The following is a 16,067-nucleotide window of genomic DNA, read 5'->3' on the forward strand; positions in this document are numbered from 1 at the left end:
GCTACAGTCTCCCTGCCTTCGCCGCCTTGGCCAGTTCCCGCGCGATGATGATCTGCTGGATCTGGCTGGTGCCTTCGTACAGGCGGAAGATACGGACATCGCGATAGAAGCGCTCGATGCCATAGTCAGACACATAGCCCGCCCCGCCAAATACCTGCACGGCGCGATCCGCCACGCGGCCACACGCCTCCGTGGCGAACAGTTTCGTCGATGAGGCGAGCAGGGTGACATCCTCGCCCGCATCGCGGCGGCGCGCAGCATCCATGATCATGCATTCAGCCGCATAGGTCTCGGCCTGGCTGTCGGCAATCATGGCCTGGATCATCTGGTGATTCATGATCGCCGTGCCGAACTGTTTCCGCTCCAGCGCATAATTCACCATTTCGCGAATCAGGCGCTTGGAGACGCCGGTCGCCACGGCGGAGATGTGCAGGCGGCCCTTGTCCAGCACGCTCATCGCCACCTTGAAGCCTTCACCTTCCTTGCCAACCATATTCTCGACCGGCACGCGCGCATCCTCGAAGATCACATCACAGATATGCGCGCCCTGCTGGCCCATCTTCTTTTCCGGCACGCCCACGGAAACCCCCGGCGTATCGCGCTCCACGATGAAGGCCGAGACGCCTTTCGGCCCGGGCGTATCCGGATCCGTGCGCGCCATCACGGTGAACAGGTCGGCCTTGTTGGCATTGGTGATGTAGCGCTTGGTGCCATTCAGAACGTAGTGGTCGCCATCACGGATGGCCTTGGTCGTCAGGCTGCCGGCATCCGATCCGGCCTCCGGCTCGGTCAGCGCGAAACTGGCGATCAGGTCGCCCGAGGCAATGCCCGGAAGCCACTTTTCCTTCTGCGCATCGGTGCCGAACAGAACCAGCGCCTGGCTGCCAATGCCGATATTCGTGCCGGCAACGCTGCGGAAGGCCGGGGACGTCTCGCCCAGCTCCATCGCAACCAGCGCCTCGGTCTCCATGTCCAGCGCCAGGCCGCCATATTCCTCCGGTACCGCAATGCCGAACAGGCCGAGATTCTTCATCTCGTCCACCACGTCCTGCGGAACTTCGTCTTCCTCGCCTACCTGAGCCTCGATGGGCACGCATTTCTCGGTCACGAAGCGGCGGACCTGCTCGATCAGCGCCGCGCGGATTTCGGCATCGAATGCCATACGATTTCCTCCGGTGAATGGTCTTGTGAGCCCAATCTATGCCCCAACGGCACGCTTGTCGAAGGGTGACTGTGCGGTATCGTGCCCCATAAAAACAGCAGGGAGGCGGAATGACCGCACACACAATCCAATCCGGGGAGTTTGCCGGCTGGCAGACCTGGCCCGACGAGCCCTTCGAACATGATGCGGCCGGTCCGTTCTATTTCAGGATCGACGAACAGGGCCCCGTCGCGGCCTTTCGGGCCCAGCGCAAGCACATGAATGCCGGCGGCGTCATGCATGGCGGCTGCCTGATGTCCTTTGCGGATTTCTCCCTGTTCGCCATCGCGCATGACGGGATGGAAGGCGAATATGGCGTCACCGTCGCCTTCACCTCCGAATTTCTCGATGGCGCGCTGGAAGGCGAATACATCCAGGCGCGCGGCGAGGTGCTCCGCCAGGGCCGCTCCCTCACCTTTGTGCGCGGCATCGTCACGGCGAATGACCGCCCGGTCCTGAACTTTTCCGGCACGATCAAGAAGCGAAAGAAGAAGACATGAGCCACCCGCCCTATGAAGACCTGTCCCGCTCCATCGAGGGCCGCACTGCGCTGATCACCGGCGCCGCCAGCGGCATGGGTCGCGCCACCGCGCACCTGTTCGCCCGTCAGGGCGCCAGGGTCGCCGTCACCGACCTGAAACAGGAAAACGTCGATGTGGTCGTGCAGGAAATCCGCGATGCCGGCTATTCCGATGTCCATGGCTGGGCGCTGGATGTCGGCGATGGCGAGGCGATCAAGCGGGTCGTCGATGAGGCCGCCGCACATTTCGGCAGCCTGGAAATCCTCGTCAACAATGCCGGATTTGCCCTTCCGGCCGACATTGCCGAGGAAAGCTATGAGGACAGCTGGGGCCCCAGCATCAATGTCATGCTCACCTCCCACCAGCGCGCCATCCGCGCCGCCTTGCCGCACATGCGCAAGGCCGGCTTCGGCCGCATCGTGAACATCGCCTCGACCGAAGGGCTCGGCGCGACGCCCGGCAACTCCCCCTATGTCGCCGCCAAGCATGGCGTCATCGGCCTGACCCGCGGCCTCGCCGTGGACCTTGGCCGCGAGGGCATCACGGTCAATTGCATCTGCCCCGGCCCGATCCGCACCGGCATCACCGCCGGCATCCCGGACGAGCACAAGGAGATCTACGCCAAGCGCCGCGTGCCGCTGCGCCGCTACGGCATCCCGGAAGAAGTGGCCAACATGACCCTGTCACTCGTCCTGCCGGCCGCCAGCTTCCTGACCGGCGTTCACATCCCGGTCGATGGCGGCCTGACGATCAAGAACGCCTAGCCGGCAAAGCCCCGTGCCTTCATGGCGTCGTACCAGCGGCCGAGATTCTCGTGCTCCTTGTGCGGCGCCCATTTCATCACGCGGCAGAAACCGCAGGTGATGAACAGGGTGATGTCGGCAATCGAGAACCGGTCCGCCGCCAGGAATTCGTGCTGGGCAAGGTGCTTGTCGATCCGCTGCGCCATCTTGCGCGCCGCCTTCTCGCCCTTGGCAGCTGCCTCGGCGCTCTGCGGCACTTCCAGCGGCGCCATCATCTCGTGCGCATTGCGGAACCAGGTCGCGAACTGGACGAAGAACATCATCTCCACCCGCCGGTCCCACATCTCGATCAGCGCCTTTTCCTTCGCATCCGATCCCATCAGGTTCGGCTCCGGGAAAATGTTCTCGAAATAGGTACAGATCGCCCGGCTCTCGGTGATCTTCGTGCCATCATCCAGCACCAGCGCCGGCACCTGCGCGAAGGGCGACACGTCGCGATATGCCTTCGTCTTGTGCTCCTGCTTCATGATGGAGACTTCCTCCAGCTCCACCGCATCCAGCTTGCCCTTGGCGCGCAGGAAAAAGGTCACCCGGTCCGGGTTCGGAGCATTCGGTGTATGATAGAGTTTCATGGCAGTCCTCCCTAGAATGTTTTTCTCATGCCCAGCGTCGCATTGATCGGCTCGCCGGGAAAGTATCTGTCATTGCCAAAGGCGAGGTCCGCCCGGTCGGCATAGCGCTCATCAGTCAAATTCCGCACAATCAGGAACACTTCCGCGTCCCCGGCAAAGGCCCAGGCGCCGCGCGCCCCCAGCACGGTGTGGCCCGGATACACCGTCGTGTTCGCCGGATCGGTGAAATACTCGCCCACATGATCGACCGTCAGGGACAGGCTGACCGCGTCCGTCGCCTGCCAGTGCAGCGAGACATTGGCCAGCCATTCCGGCGCTGTGTCGATCGCATTGCCGTCGCGGATCGTCTCCGTGCCCGAACTGGTGATCCGGTCGAACGTATAGGTCTGGTCCGACCAGCTGGCCGTGCCCGACACGCTCAGTCCCGCCATCAGCTCGAAAGCCGCCGAGGCTTCAATGCCCGTATGCTCGGTTGACCCGTCCGGCACATTCAGCCCGTCACTGTCGCGGAAGAAGAAATTCTCCTTCTCCATCCAGTAGGCCGCCACATCATAGACCAGCCGCCCGTCAAGCGCCGTGCCCCGCGCCCCGATCTCGACACTGTCCAGCGTCTCTTCCTCGACCTCGCCGGCCACTTGCAGGCTCTGCAGGCGATACAGGTCAGACGCCTGGGGCGCGCGCTCGCCGCGGGCATAGTTCGCATAAAGATCGGTGTTTTCCGTAACAGACCAGATCAGGCCCAGCTTGGGGGTCAGCAGGTCGAAACTGTCCGTCCGGTCTGCCGGAACATTGAAGCGGCCATTGATGCCGGGGGCCACATCGGTCGTATAGTCATAGTCATGCGTCTCCGCACGCAGCCCGGCCAGCACGCGCACATCATCCGTCAGCGCATAATCCAGCTCGCCCCAGAGCGCCCCCATCAACGTGTCGACAGTATAGTCGTAGTGAACGCCTTGCGGAAACCGCGCATCACCCGGAAAGAACCCGAACGGCTCGGGCTGGATTTCTTTCAGCCACCCGCTCGCCACATCCACATCCACGCCGGCTCGCCAAATCAGCGCCGCCGAAACCTCCCGTTCAAAGCGCGCCATCACGCCGCCGCCGGTCGAGCCATTCTTTTCGACCCCGCCATTCGGCAGGAAGTGCTGGGCAAAGATCATCGCCTGCGTGTGCGCATAGGGCATCAGGGTCAGCGTGCCGCCGCCCACTTCGCGGGCAAGCCGCGCCCCCGCCCGCGCCGACCACGCATCGCGATAGGCTTCCGGGTTCGGATTGGATTTGGCGACATCCTCATCCTTGTAGGCCTCCGCCCCCTGGATGAAGCCTGCCGTCTCCTGATTGAGGTTCGACGCGGTCAGCCAGCCGGTTGTGTCCCAGCCGCCCAGCGTCCAGTCCCCGACAAGGGTCAGTTTCTGCTGGTCCACACCGGTATTGTCGCGCCAGCCCGTATCCTTCTGGACCGACACGGCCGCCAGCCAGTGTGCCCCCTCGTCCAGCGTCACATCGGTGCGCCAACGGCCCAGCGTGCCATAGCTCGCCACCGCCTCGCTGCCGCTGCCGACGTCCGGCAGGATGACATTGACCAGTCCGTGCACGGCATTGGAGCCGTATTTCGCACTGCCCGGCCCGCGCACGACTTCAATCGCGCTCGCCACTTCATGATGCGGCTCGAACAGGGAATTGACATTGCCGAAGGCGGGCGAACGCACCGGCACGCCATTTTCCATGATCAGGAAGCTGCCCTGCCCGGCCCCGCCGGTCAGGACGGGGCTGCGGATCGCAATCAGATGCTCCTGCCCGGAATTCATCTGGATGTTGACCCCGGGCAGTCTGTTCAGGATTTCGGCCGGGTGGTCTGCCAGCGTGTCGGCGATCTCTGTCTTGTCCAGCACCGCCAGACTGCCGGGATCGCTCTCCGCCCGGTCCCCCCAGACATCGACCGGAGCCAGACGCTCCTGCGCCATGGCCGGCAGTCCCGCCGCAACAATTGCAACACCTGTCGCCACCAGAAGGCGTGTCCGGAATTCTCTCATAGTCATGCCTCGCACTCGTGCCAGTCCCAGCCCTGAAGTCTAGGCCTGACCATGCGACAGGCGAGAGAAAAGATCAGCCGCCCACAAACAGCTGATAGGGCAATGCGCCGACCACAGCGCCCGACAGGCAGGTCGCCAGCGTGCCCGCCAGCAGGGTCCGCCAGGCCAGCGCCAGGAAATCGTCCCGGCGTGCCGGCTCGACAATGGTCAGGCCGCCGATCAGGATGCCCATGGAGCCGAAATTGGCGAAGCCGCAGATTGCGTGCGCCGTGATGATCCGGGTGCGCGGGTCCATCGCATCCTGCGGCAATTCCGACAGCTGCAGGAAGGCGACGAACTCGGTCAGCACCGTCTTCACCCCCATCAGCGAGCCGGACTGCGCCGCCTCGTCCATGGGCACGCCGATCATGTACATCACCGGCGCAAACACCCAGCCGAGAATCCGCTCGATGGACAGCGCCTCGCCGCCGACATGCGGCAGGGCGCCCAGGCCGGCATTGACCAACCACAGCAGGGCCAGCGCCGCGATCAGCATGGTCGCAATGTTGAACACGATCTGAAGCCCGTCCGAGGCGCCGCGCGAAAAGGCATCCATCGTGGAGGCATAGTTGAAGTCCGGCTGTTTCATCCGCTCGGTCGAGGGCGTCGTCTCCGGAATCATGGCCAGCGCCACGCCCACGGCGGCCGGGGCGGCAATGATGGAGGCGGCCAGCAATTGCGGCAGCGGATTGTCCATCTTGCCTTCGAGGAACGAACCATAGACGACGAGCACAGAGCCCGCGATGGTGGCGAAACCGGCCGTCATCATGATCAGCAGCTCCGACCGGGTCATGCCCTTGATATAGGGCCGGATCAGGACGGGCGCTTCGGTCATGCCCATGAACACATTGGCCGACACGGCCAGCGACGTCGCGCCGCCAAGCCCCATGCCGCGCCGGAACACATAGGCAAACCCATTCGTGATCCATTGCAGGATGCGCCAGTGCCACAGAATGGCCGACAGCGCGGCCACAACAATCACGATGGGCAGGATCTGGAAGAAGAACAGCGGCGGCGGGGAGCCTCCCATCAACTGGTCGGCGGCCAGATTGTCCCCGACATAGCCAAACACGAAACTCGTGCCCGCCCGTGTCGCATTCTGCAGGCCATCCACAATGGCATTTGCCTTCAGCAGCGTTTCCTTGATGAAGGGAATGCCGAACAGGATCAGCGCGAAAACGAATTGCATCGCCGTTGCGCCGACCACGACCCGCCAGGGGAACAGTTTGCGCTTCTCCGACAGAAGCCAGCACAATCCATAGATCAGGACGATGCCGATCAGGGCCCGGGCATTGTCCCAGCCCCATTCATATCCGCCGATTGAAAGCATTCCCCGCTCCCTTTCCCCTAAACAATGACTATCAGGCTTAGCCGCGCCATCGCCGAAGGGGAAGCGCTCATCTGCGGAACCGGCTGAAACCGGATGAAACCGACAGAAACGCAGGCAGACGGTTTGACCCTCTCGCGACGTCCGGCTTGCGTCGCCCTGGCCTGCCTGCTCAAGTGCCGCCCATGGACACGCTCATTCCCATCGCCGAACAGATCGCCGGCAAACTCGTCGCACGGGGCGAAACCGTCGCCATCTCCGAATCCTCGGCGGGCGGCCTGATCTCCGCCGCCTTGCTCGCCGTTCCCGGCGCCTCGGCCTATTATCGCGGGGGCGGCGTCATCTATACGCCAAAGGCCTTCAAGCATCTGCTCGGCCTGACCCGGGAAGACCTTGGCGACATGCGCTCCTCGACTGAGCCCTATGCCCGCCTGCTCGCCAATACGATCCGCGGAAAACTGGCTGCCGACTGGGGCATTTGCGAAACCGGCGCGTCCGGCCCGACCGGCAATGCCTATGGCGATGCGGCTGGCCACACCTGTATCGCAGTCGTCGGCCCGGGCCGGTTTGAAATGTCCACCACGCTCGAAACCGGCCTCACCGACCGCGCCGAAAACATGCGTCTGTTCGCCCGGGACGCGCTGGAAGTCTTTCTGGCAACGCTCGGCTGACCGGCCACCGAATTCGTCTGACAGCCCTGCGCGTCATACTCTGGCGCATGACCGGAACCAGCGACTTCATCCGATTGGGACTGACGCAAGCGGATCGCGCCGTGCAGGATGTGATTGCGCGCGACCAGTTGCATCTCAATCCGAAAACCCTGCCGCGCGCGCGGCAGCGAAAAGCCAATGGCCGGCTGAAACAGATTGAAACGATTTTGCGCCGTTTGATCCTGCTCATGGCGCTGGCGCTGAAACTGCCACCGCCGGCGCCGCGCCCTTCGGCTCAGACAGCGGACCCGCCGGAGGGCACTGACCTGGCAACCTTCCCGTCAGGGCCGTCCTGCCGGTTTGCCTTGATGCCGGCGCGCACGCCTTTCCTGATGGCGGACATGATTCCGGAGCGGGCAGGACGCCTGCTTCCCATCAGCCGGGACGCCAGCACCCGCCGCCTGATCAGCCGGATTCTGGCCGTTCGCAGGATTCTGCGCGCGCCCGATGCCGCCGCTCTGCGTCTGGCCCGGATCATCGATCGCCTGAAAGCGCGGCAGGAACCCCGCCCGCTGGTCGGCGCCGCGTCCCAGGCCTTCCGCCTCGGCCCGGAACTCGGGGCCGTGTCCACCGCCCTGCCCGGCCTGATCAATACGGCGCTGGAAAGCTGGGAAAGTTCAGGATGAGGTCACCTGAAATCGGACCCCCTTGCCGGAAACGCTGCAGCGTTTCCGGACACACCCGCATCCTCCCCCGCTGTCGGGGGAGGAAATCCATTGCTACGCGCCTACCTTGCACACGCAGAGCTTGTTGCCGTCCGGGTCCCGGAAATAGGCACCATAGAATGTCGGCATGCGCTCGCCGGGCTCGCCTTCGCAGGTGCCGCCCAGTTCCAGCGCCTTCTTGTAGGCGCGGTCGACCGTTTCCCGGTCCTTGCAGGCCAGGGCCGGCATCACGCCATTGCCTACGGAAGCCGCTTCACCGTCATAGGGGCCGCCAATGCCGATCATGGGCTGGCCCGGCCCGACGCCGTAGAATTGCAGCCGGTCATTGGCAAACACGCGCTGGCCGCCCAGTTCGCCGATCACGGCGTCGTAGAATTCCAGCGCCTTTTCCTTGTTGTTCGATCCCAGTGTCACATAGGCCAGCATGTCGATTCTCCCTGAATGCTTCTTCGTGGCGGCGGGAACGCAATCATGGCGCGGCAATCCGCGCAAGAGGTGACCCCACGGGCATGCTTGACGTTTACGTCAGCGTTTGGTCAGACACGGGGGCAAACAGTCAAAGGAATGAGGAGTCCTCCCATGTCAGATATCCGTTTCGACGATCGCGTCGCCATTGTGACCGGGGCCGGTGGCGGCCTCGGCCGGTGCCACGCCCTCGAACTCGCCCGTCGGGGCGCCAAAGTGGTGATCAATGATCTCGGTGGCTCGATGGACGGCACGGGCGGCAATTCCGAAGCCGCCGAGGCGGTCGTCAAGGAAATCGAGGCCATGGGCGGCGAAGCCATTGCCAACGGATCCTCTGTCTCCGACGAGGCCGGCGTCAAGAAGATGATTGATGACACGATGGCCAAATGGGGCCGCATCGACATCATCATCGCCAATGCCGGCATCCTGCGCGACAAATCCTTCTCCAAGATGACCCAGGCTGACATCGACCTGGTGCTGGACGTTCACCTGCGCGGCACGTTCATGCCGGTCCACGCCGCCTGGAACATCATGAAGGAACAGAATTTCGGCCGCGTGGTCGTGACGACGTCCTCCACCGGCCTGTATGGTAATTTCGGTCAGGCCAATTACGGCGCGGCCAAGCTCGGCGTGGTCGGCATGATGAACACGCTGAAGATCGAAGGCGCAAAAAACAACATCAAGATCAACGCAGTCTGCCCGATTGCGGCAACCCGCATGACGCAGGGCCTGATGCCGGACGAAGTCCTCGCCCAGCTGAAGCCGGAATATGTCACGCCGGGCGTGATGAACCTCGTCAAGGATGACGCCCCGACCGGCATGATCCTGTCGGCCGGCGCCGGTGCCTTCTCGATGGCCCGCATCGTCGAGACCGAAGGCGTCTTTGTCGGCCAGGGCGAAGGCCTCTCGGCCGAAGCGGTCGCTGCGAAGTGGGACCAGATCACCGATGTCTCCACCACCAAGCCGGCCTTCCAGTCCGGCGGCGAGCATGGCCAGAACATCTTCGCGGCGGTTGCCGCCGGCATGAAAGGCTAGAGCTTTCGCCTTGCCAATGACGCGATCGGGGCGCAGGGTTCTCCCGTGAAAGGAGACTTCCATGCGCCTCATCGCCCTTGTCCTGTCCCTCACCCTTCTTGCCGGTTGCGCCTGGCTGGAGAAGCCCCCGGAAGACCTGCCGCCGGTTGAGGCAGAGGCGCCGCCGCCTGCTCCCGAAACACCAGATGACGCGCCCGCCCTGCCGATGACCGCCGGACTTGGCGAGACCTGCGGGGGCATCGCCGCCATCGCCTGCGAAGACGGCCTGTTCTGCAAGATGGAAGACGGCGCCTGCCGCAACATTGCCGACGCGGCCGGCACCTGCGCCGAAGTCCGCCCCATGTGCACGCGCGAATACCGCCCGGTCTGCGGCTGTGACGGCAAGACCTATGGCAATGCCTGCGAGGCCCATGCCGCGATGACCAGCATCGCCAGCGAAGGGCCCTGCCTGCAGGAAACCTCTGGGGAGTAAAGCCTCAGCTTATTCCTGCATCGCCTTGAGATACATGGAATTTACCGGTCGTGAGAAGACGCGCTCAACCATCGGGACAAAGAATTCCAGCGGCTCGCTTTCATAGTCCGGGTCGAACGCAGCCTGGTCATAGAGATGGCAGAATTGCGCGCAGTGTTCATAGTGCGGGCTGTCCTTGAAGTGCTCGCGCAGATTCCGGTCCAGGCCGATATGATGGAAGAAGTAATAGCCCTGAAACGCGCCATGATTGGCCACCATCCAGTGATTGGCCTCTGACACGAACGGCTTCAGAATCGCGGCGGCAACATCCGGATGATTGTAGCTGCCCAGCGTGTCGCCGATATCGTGCAGCAGCGCGCAGACGACATATTCCTCGTCCCGCCCGTCCCGGTGCGCGCGGGTCGCGGTCTGAAGCGAGTGCTCCAGCCGGTCGACCGGAAAGCCGCCAAAGTCGCCATCCAGCAGGCGCAGATGATCGATGACCCGCTTGGCCAGCCCCTTGTTGAAACTCTTTGAATGCTCGACGATGATGTCCCAGTCTTCCTTCGTGCCTTCCAGCATTTCCCGGAATTTCGCGCGCTCGCCCATTTCGTGCCCGTCGGCCATGTCGTTCTCTCCCGTTGTTTTGACGGCAGGATACACGGATGACGCGCGCGTCACAAATGGAAACGCCCCCGGACCTTGCGGTCCGGGGGCGCTCGGTGCGACGCGGTCATCCGGCTAGTCCCAGAGCGAACCGAGCGCGAGCCGTTCCCGCCAGGTATTGCGCGGCGGCACATGTGCCGGCCCGCAATCCGGACAGACATGATTGTGCAGCCTTTGCGCCAGCGTCCAGGCCGACTCGCCGGTCCGGACCCCGCACCCCGCCAGAACTTCAACCAGGCTCCGCAAATGGGCATCGCTCAGATCGTCATTGTTCTTCAGCAGCGCTTCGGCCAACCGCCAGCCTGCTGCATCCTGGCGCAAGGCCATGGCAACAGGCGGGCTGGAGGACTTCCGCACGGCGTAGACCGCCATCCGGCCCATGGCGAGATCGGACGCGAAGTCCCGCAGGCAGTTACGGAACTCCAGCGCGATCTCGTTCAAGGCCTTGCGGGTCCGCACGGGTGCGAACCAGTCCGGCAAGGCAGGCGGTGCCATGACCCGACCGAACTCGGCCGGCTGCAAGGCGTCCGCCGCCATGTCGAACAGAGCCACCGAACTGGTCGCCCGCCCCCATCTCTGCACGATGCGTCCCGCCTCACCGGCACCATGAATACGCAACGCCAGCCCATAGGCCTCGGACAGATCCTCCACGGCCTCCACGCGATCCGGCAGATTCACCAGGATGCCCGGAACCCGCAAGGCAGACGGAACTGCCGCAATCAGCCCCAACCGGTCAGCTTCGATCTGCGGCATGTGCCGCAAGACCTTCACCGCATCAGCGTCCGTGAAAAGCTTCAGGAGATCGGCATAAGCCTGTGCCTCCCAAAGGATTTCCCCCATCCGGCCCAGGGCCTTCATGAGACCGCCAGGAGCCTCACCCTGCATGAGAATGCGGGCGAGGTCCGCATCGCGGGCGCGCTCCACGGCGTGAACAATATCCACGCCATCATCGGCGGAACTGTTCCAGCGGCGCTCCAGCAGGATCGCCGCCGCATGGCGCCGCGCCGCCGGCAGGGTCAGGAACCCCGCATGCGGAGCCGGCCAGAAACGGGCGATCCGTTCAGCGTGCAAACCGGCCACATGGCCGAGCAAGGGCGTCGCTGCCGACGGCTTGCCAAACAGCAAGACGCCAGCACGGGTCATGGGCGCGCCCATGATCCACCTCCTTTCATACGATCCGACAGCTGATCTCTTCAGCCCTGGATCATCGAAGTTCAGATAATATCGATGTCAGGAAGCGACCGGCCAATGCGCGGGCGCCGCTGACAGCGCTCCCCGCAACTGCGAGGAGCTGGTTATGCAAGTGCAATTCAGCTTCATCTCGTATCTTCCGGTTGGAAAGTCAGGCCATCCGCTCACGAACCGATGGCCTGACTGGAGTTGGGCGTATAGACGCCCCCGCGACATGTTGTCAACCTTTGACGCAAACAATTTGCTTCAGTGTGTGAACCACTTCCACAAGATCCGTCTGCGCGGCCATGACGGCGTCAATGTCCTTATAGGCCATCGGCGTTTCGTCAATCACGCCGGCATCCTTGCGGCACTCCACGCCATCCGTAGCCTGAACGTGATCCTCCAGAGAGAACCGACGCTTGGCTTCCGACCGGCTCATGGCGCGCCCGGCCCCGTGGGAGCAGGAACAGAACGAGTCTGCATTTCCTTTCCCGCGAACAATGAAGGATTTCGCCCCCATCGAGCCCGGAATGATGCCGAGTTCGTCCTTGCCAGCCCGGACGGCGCCCTTGCGGGTCACCCAGATATCTGCGCCGAAATGCCGTTCTCGCTCCACATAATTGTGGTGACAGTTCACGGCGTCCTTCTCCAGCGTGAAGCTGGGAAAGAACTCCCGCAAGGCAAACAGCACGCGGTCCATCATCACCTCTCGGTTCAGACGGGCATAGTCCTGTGCCCAACTGACGGCCAACGTGTAATCGTCGAACAATTCCTCACCTTCCACAAAGAAGGCCAGGTCCTTGTCCGGCACATGATAGCCGAGCACGCGTTTCTCAAGCGCTTCACGCGCCTCCCGGATGAAGTAGGAGCCGAGAATATTCCCCGTCCCCCGCGATCCCGAGTGAAGCATGACCCAGACTCGATCAGCTTCATCAAGGCAGAGCTCGATGAAGTGGTTGCCGCCGCCCAATGTCCCCAGCTGCTTTGCAAATGCCGTGCGCTGGATACGCTTGTGCTTCTTCAGGATGACATCCAACCGGTCAGCCATGCCGGAAGCCCTGAGCGCAGTTGCTGCCCGCGCCGGGGTTTCCTTGTGGCTGCCGCCCCGGCCATTGCCAACCGGCACCTTCCGCTCGATTTCGCTGCGGATGGCCGAGAGGCTGTCCGGCAGGTCATTCGCCGTCAGGCTGGTCCGGATCGCCATCATCCCGCAGCCAAGGTCCACGCCCACAGCCGCCGGGATAATGGCGCCCCTGGTCGGGATCACGGACCCGACCGTGGCGCCACGCCCGAAATGCACGTCCGGCATCACAGCCAGATGACTGTGAATGAAGGGCAGGCCCGCAACATTCTCCAGCTGTTCACGCGCTTGCGGTTCCACGGGCACACCTTTGACCCAGGCCTTGATGCGCCCGCCTGCGCTGGTTTCAATCACTTCAAAATCGCTCATCGTTCTCAGCTTCGTTTCAAAAAGCTCCTCCTGACAAGCCCTCCGCGCGGTTCCTTCGGGTTCGAAAGACATGAAAAAACCCTCCGGGCGATATTGCGCGGAGGGCGGCATAAGACCTGAAAAGGTCCCCAGGCTGACAGTCAGCCCTATCCAATCACCTCCATACAGCAGCTATCGCACGCCTTGATCAGGCTGCGTTCTGCAAAACACGCATATGGTTGTAGACGTCTCAACGGTCCGCTCCCGGATTGGAATGAGCGCGCCTTATGATGGAGACAGCACGACAGGTCAACCGTTCGAGGAAAAAATATCTGATCGCTCTTCGGCACCTTCTGACCAAGGACGACCTGCAGACCGGACCATCACGAGCCCCGCGGCCCGGCACCGGAAGGCACCCGTTCCGGATACACGGGTGCTATGGCTTGGTATTCCCTCCCACCCATTAATGATATATCTTTTTATCCTTTCTCGACACCACCGGACCTGCCCGCATGACCCTTCCAGCAAAACGCCACTTTCTCCAGATCGGGACCCAGACGGTTCATTACCGGGTTCAGGGCCAGGGCCCCGTGATCGTGATGCTGCACGATTCCCCACGCTCCTCCCGGCTTCACCTTCCCACCATGCAGCGGCTCGCTGACAGGTTCACCCTGGTGGCGCTGGATACGCCGGGCTATGGCAACTCCTCGCCGCTCGACATTCCCGATCCCCGCATCGAGAATTTCGCCGACTCGCTTAACACTGTTCTGTGCACTTTGGGCATCGAACGCGCGCCGCTGTACGCACCTCATACCGGCGCCAAGATCGCGCTGGACTATGCGGCGCGCTACGGCCATCCCGCACGCCTGATCCTCGATGGCCTGTCGATCCCGACCGAACCAACGCCCGAAGACTTCATCCAGACCTATATGCAGCCCTTCGAAAAGGATCCTGCGGGAGCATTCATCGCCAAGAAGTGGACCCACATTCGCGACATGACCCGCTGGTTCCCCTGGTTCGAGGCCAGCACCGCGACACGAATTCCTTCCGAATATCCGGCGGAATGGATGCAGGACTACACGATCGATTTCCTGTCTGCCGGGCCGCACTATTCCGGCGCCTACGCCGCTGCGATGCGCTACCCACCGCTGCCGGCGCTGGAGGCGATTACAGTTCCGACCATTGTCGGCGCCCGCGAAGACGATGTGCTTTATTCCAGCCTCGCGCGTGTTCCCGCGGACCGGAATGCCGCGCTCGCCATTGATCCCCTGCCAGCCGAACCGGATGCCTGGTTTGACTGGCTCCGGACCCGCTTTGCCGAAGGGGCCGAAGCCGCAACGATAGCCTTTGTGCCGCCGGTGTCCGACCCGGGCCGGAGGGTCTATGTGGACGGGCCTGCCGGGCAGGTGCTGGTGCACCGCAGGGGAAAACCCGGACGCACACCGCTCCTCCTGCTCGGTGCCCCGACCCCCAAGCAGGCCCTGCATCTCGCAGATGTGTTGCCCAACACGCTTCCTGTGCTCGTCCCGGAACTGCCGGGCTTTGGCGAGTCCGACGCCCTGGACACCCCCAGCCTGGCCGGGTTCGTCCAAACCCTCACCGCGGTCATCGATACGCTCGGTGGAGGAAGGGTCGACCTGCTTGCGCGCGATCTGGCAACGCCCCTGGCGCTTGCCCTCGTTCAGGCGCATCCCGACAAAATCGGCCGACTGGTTCTTGATGGCGGGCTGGCCGCCGGATCGATGCCCCCCCTGTCAGACCTTGACCGGCTCGTTCCGGATTTGCCGTTCTGCTCTGCGGGAAGCCATCTGATGCAGGCCTGGCACATGTTGCGGGACAGCGAAGCGAGTTGGCCATGGTACGAAACCGGCATCGCGGCTCAGCGTCAGCTGGAGCCCCTGCTGGGCGCCGACGCCCTCTACGATGCTTTCCTCGGTATGCTCAAGCAACCCGCACATTATGGCGACTCGGTCCGCGCTGCTGTGGAAGGTGCCCACGCCGCGCCGTCTGCCGAACTGCCCCATCCCTGTCTCGTCTTCACCCATGACCGGGATCCAGCCTATCTCGGCACGGAGCAGGCAGCCGCTGGCCTGTCAGCTGCTGTCTTCACCGGTCGCCCCGCGCAGATGGAAGACGCCGTGCCGGACATCGTGGACTTCCTGAAGGTCTGACACGCCAGCAGGTCACGAAAAAGGGCCGCACAGAGCGGCCCTTTCGCAAAAACTGAATTTCGGGAGCCAGGCCCTAGCGACGCGTCAGCTCGACCAATTCGTACCAGGTCTGCATGTATCCGCCGACGCCCCCTTTCAGGAAGATTGAATCCTCGTCCGCCGTCACCCAGACATCATAGACCGGATGCGCCTCACCGCTGAGGCCGACCATGCCGCCATCATCATCGGAAAACCTGAAATGACGCGCCTCGAAGGTCCCGGCCTTCACGGTCACGGTTTCCTCACCGACATATTCCAGCTGGATCACCGATTCGGCCACCATGGGCGGCGTAGCACCCCGATGATCCGGAGACGGTAGGAATGTGCGCAGATTGCGCTTGTGGGGTCCTTTCGAGAGGTCCATCTTCTTGGTGATGTATGCATCCCCCGCAATCGGGTGCGTTCCGAAGCCGTCAAACGTGCCCGCAATCGGCACGCGCTGCGACAGGCGGCCAATCGACGGTCCATAGCTTTCGCATTCGATGAATTCATCGGTCAGGCGGAAGAAACCTGCCCCCATGAAGGCGTCGCCCACCGTCAGGCGAACGAAGCAATCCATCGGCATGTCATTTTCATCGAGACTATAGGTAATGTCGCGCAGAACTGTCGGATCCGGTTCCTCGATCTCGCACAGGGCGCGCAATGTGCGCTTGCCATCCGTATGCCGGGTGAACGTGAAGTGCTCGCGGCCACGCTCTTCACCTTCCCGTCCGGGCTTGTTGGACGTGTAGAGGATCTTTCCGTCGATTGTGGTGTGTTTCACACGT

General features: G+C 63.1%; 16 protein-coding genes. 7 read left to right on the plus strand and 9 right to left on the minus strand.

Translation table 11 applies throughout. The annotated features are described in order from the left end of the window. Window position 1: 1 nt before the first annotated feature. Window positions 2-1,162, minus strand: a complete 1,161-nt coding sequence (locus HF955_RS01240) for an acyl-CoA dehydrogenase family protein (protein WP_291077213.1) — start codon at window positions 1,160-1,162, stop codon at window positions 2-4. Window positions 1,163-1,272: 110 nt separating this feature from the next. Between HF955_RS01240 and HF955_RS01245 the strand changes: the two genes are divergently transcribed. After that, complete coding sequence (locus tag HF955_RS01245) at window positions 1,273-1,701, plus strand: PaaI family thioesterase (protein ID WP_291077215.1); 429 nt, start codon at window positions 1,273-1,275, stop codon at window positions 1,699-1,701. Beyond that, the gene (locus HF955_RS01250) at window positions 1,698-2,486 is read left to right on the plus strand and encodes an SDR family NAD(P)-dependent oxidoreductase (protein ID WP_291077217.1); all 789 of its coding nucleotides are present in this window, start codon (window positions 1,698-1,700) and stop codon (window positions 2,484-2,486) included. The genes HF955_RS01245 and HF955_RS01250 overlap by 4 nt, the downstream gene beginning before the upstream one ends. On the opposite strand, the gene HF955_RS01255 is transcribed toward HF955_RS01250, so the two are convergent. From HF955_RS01255 to HF955_RS01265, 3 genes are all read right to left on the minus strand, one after another. Then, window positions 2,483-3,097, minus strand: a complete 615-nt coding sequence (locus tag HF955_RS01255; RefSeq protein WP_027836740.1) for a glutathione S-transferase family protein — start codon at window positions 3,095-3,097, stop codon at window positions 2,483-2,485. The two genes, HF955_RS01250 and HF955_RS01255, sit on opposite strands and share 4 nt — an antisense overlap. 11 nt (window positions 3,098-3,108) lie before the next feature. After that, complete coding sequence (locus HF955_RS01260) at window positions 3,109-5,136, minus strand: TonB-dependent receptor (RefSeq protein WP_291077219.1); 2,028 nt, start codon at window positions 5,134-5,136, stop codon at window positions 3,109-3,111. 67 nt (window positions 5,137-5,203) lie between these two features. Further along, window positions 5,204-6,499, minus strand: coding sequence for a nucleoside transporter C-terminal domain-containing protein (locus HF955_RS01265; protein WP_291077220.1), 1,296 nt, complete (start codon window positions 6,497-6,499; stop codon window positions 5,204-5,206). A gap of 182 nt (window positions 6,500-6,681) precedes the next feature. On the opposite strand from HF955_RS01265, the gene HF955_RS01270 reads away from it, so the two are divergent. Together HF955_RS01270 and HF955_RS01275 are read left to right on the plus strand one after the other, a co-directional pair. Next, window positions 6,682-7,167: a CinA family protein gene (locus HF955_RS01270; protein WP_291077221.1), complete on the plus strand. Its 486-nt coding sequence runs from the start codon at window positions 6,682-6,684 to the stop codon at window positions 7,165-7,167. 47 nt (window positions 7,168-7,214) lie between these two features. Further along, window positions 7,215-7,832, plus strand: coding sequence for a hypothetical protein (locus HF955_RS01275; RefSeq protein ID WP_291077222.1), 618 nt, complete (start codon window positions 7,215-7,217; stop codon window positions 7,830-7,832). Window positions 7,833-7,925: 93 nt separating this feature from the next. Here HF955_RS01275 and HF955_RS01280 read toward each other — a convergent pair whose 3' ends face one another. Further along, window positions 7,926-8,297, minus strand: a complete 372-nt coding sequence (locus HF955_RS01280; protein WP_027836745.1) for a VOC family protein — start codon at window positions 8,295-8,297, stop codon at window positions 7,926-7,928. A gap of 153 nt (window positions 8,298-8,450) precedes the next feature. On the opposite strand from HF955_RS01280, the gene HF955_RS01285 reads away from it, so the two are divergent. Then, entirely contained in the window at window positions 8,451-9,371 is a 921-nt protein-coding gene (locus tag HF955_RS01285) for an SDR family NAD(P)-dependent oxidoreductase (RefSeq protein ID WP_291077223.1), read from the plus strand. A 61-nt stretch (window positions 9,372-9,432) separates the two neighbouring features. Then, complete coding sequence (locus tag HF955_RS01290) at window positions 9,433-9,843, plus strand: Kazal-type serine protease inhibitor family protein (protein WP_291077224.1); 411 nt, start codon at window positions 9,433-9,435, stop codon at window positions 9,841-9,843. 9 nt (window positions 9,844-9,852) lie between these two features. Here HF955_RS01290 and HF955_RS01295 read toward each other — a convergent pair whose 3' ends face one another. From HF955_RS01295 to HF955_RS01305, 3 genes are all read right to left on the minus strand, one after another. Further along, window positions 9,853-10,449 (minus strand): HD domain-containing protein, encoded by a 597-nt coding sequence (locus HF955_RS01295; RefSeq protein WP_291077225.1) that lies wholly within the window; start codon window positions 10,447-10,449, stop codon window positions 9,853-9,855. A 114-nt stretch (window positions 10,450-10,563) separates the two neighbouring features. Beyond that, on the minus strand, window positions 10,564-11,643 hold the full coding sequence (locus tag HF955_RS01300; protein WP_291077226.1) for a hypothetical protein: 1,080 nt from the start codon (window positions 11,641-11,643) through the stop codon (window positions 10,564-10,566). A 256-nt stretch (window positions 11,644-11,899) separates the two neighbouring features. Continuing rightward, a complete protein-coding gene (locus tag HF955_RS01305) occupies window positions 11,900-13,111 on the minus strand; it encodes an RtcB family protein (protein ID WP_291077227.1) in 1,212 nt (403 codons plus the stop codon). 491 nt (window positions 13,112-13,602) lie between these two features. Here HF955_RS01305 and HF955_RS01310 point away from each other — a divergent pair, with 491 nt between their 5' ends. Then, a complete protein-coding gene (locus HF955_RS01310; RefSeq protein ID WP_291077228.1) occupies window positions 13,603-15,261 on the plus strand; it encodes an alpha/beta fold hydrolase in 1,659 nt (552 codons plus the stop codon). A 73-nt stretch (window positions 15,262-15,334) separates the two neighbouring features. On the opposite strand, the gene HF955_RS01315 is transcribed toward HF955_RS01310, so the two are convergent. Next, window positions 15,335-16,063, minus strand: coding sequence for a hypothetical protein (locus HF955_RS01315; protein WP_291077229.1), 729 nt, complete (start codon window positions 16,061-16,063; stop codon window positions 15,335-15,337). Window positions 16,064-16,067 lie beyond the last annotated feature (4 nt).

Source organism: Hyphomonas sp. (assembly GCF_017792385.1).
Classification (GTDB): domain Bacteria; phylum Pseudomonadota; class Alphaproteobacteria; order Caulobacterales; family Hyphomonadaceae; genus Hyphomonas.

Coding starts and splice junctions, on each gene's coding strand:
- HF955_RS01275 (WP_291077222.1), top strand. CDS start 7,215: ATGACCGGAACCAGCGACTTCATCCGATTGGGACTGACGCAAGCGGAT.
- HF955_RS01260 (WP_291077219.1), bottom strand. CDS start 5,136: ATGACTATGAGAGAATTCCGGACACGCCTTCTGGTGGCGACAGGTGTT.
- HF955_RS01265 (WP_291077220.1), bottom strand. CDS start 6,499: ATGCTTTCAATCGGCGGATATGAATGGGGCTGGGACAATGCCCGGGCC.
- HF955_RS01285 (WP_291077223.1), top strand. CDS start 8,451: ATGTCAGATATCCGTTTCGACGATCGCGTCGCCATTGTGACCGGGGCC.
- HF955_RS01295 (WP_291077225.1), bottom strand. CDS start 10,449: ATGGCCGACGGGCACGAAATGGGCGAGCGCGCGAAATTCCGGGAAATG.
- HF955_RS01280 (WP_027836745.1), bottom strand. CDS start 8,297: ATGCTGGCCTATGTGACACTGGGATCGAACAACAAGGAAAAGGCGCTG.
- HF955_RS01310 (WP_291077228.1), top strand. CDS start 13,603: ATGACCCTTCCAGCAAAACGCCACTTTCTCCAGATCGGGACCCAGACG.
- HF955_RS01255 (WP_027836740.1), bottom strand. CDS start 3,097: ATGAAACTCTATCATACACCGAATGCTCCGAACCCGGACCGGGTGACC.
- HF955_RS01245 (WP_291077215.1), top strand. CDS start 1,273: ATGACCGCACACACAATCCAATCCGGGGAGTTTGCCGGCTGGCAGACC.
- HF955_RS01250 (WP_291077217.1), top strand. CDS start 1,698: ATGAGCCACCCGCCCTATGAAGACCTGTCCCGCTCCATCGAGGGCCGC.
- HF955_RS01290 (WP_291077224.1), top strand. CDS start 9,433: ATGCGCCTCATCGCCCTTGTCCTGTCCCTCACCCTTCTTGCCGGTTGC.
- HF955_RS01240 (WP_291077213.1), bottom strand. CDS start 1,162: ATGGCATTCGATGCCGAAATCCGCGCGGCGCTGATCGAGCAGGTCCGC.
- HF955_RS01305 (WP_291077227.1), bottom strand. CDS start 13,111: ATGAGCGATTTTGAAGTGATTGAAACCAGCGCAGGCGGGCGCATCAAG.
- HF955_RS01300 (WP_291077226.1), bottom strand. CDS start 11,643: ATGGGCGCGCCCATGACCCGTGCTGGCGTCTTGCTGTTTGGCAAGCCG.
- HF955_RS01270 (WP_291077221.1), top strand. CDS start 6,682: ATGGACACGCTCATTCCCATCGCCGAACAGATCGCCGGCAAACTCGTC.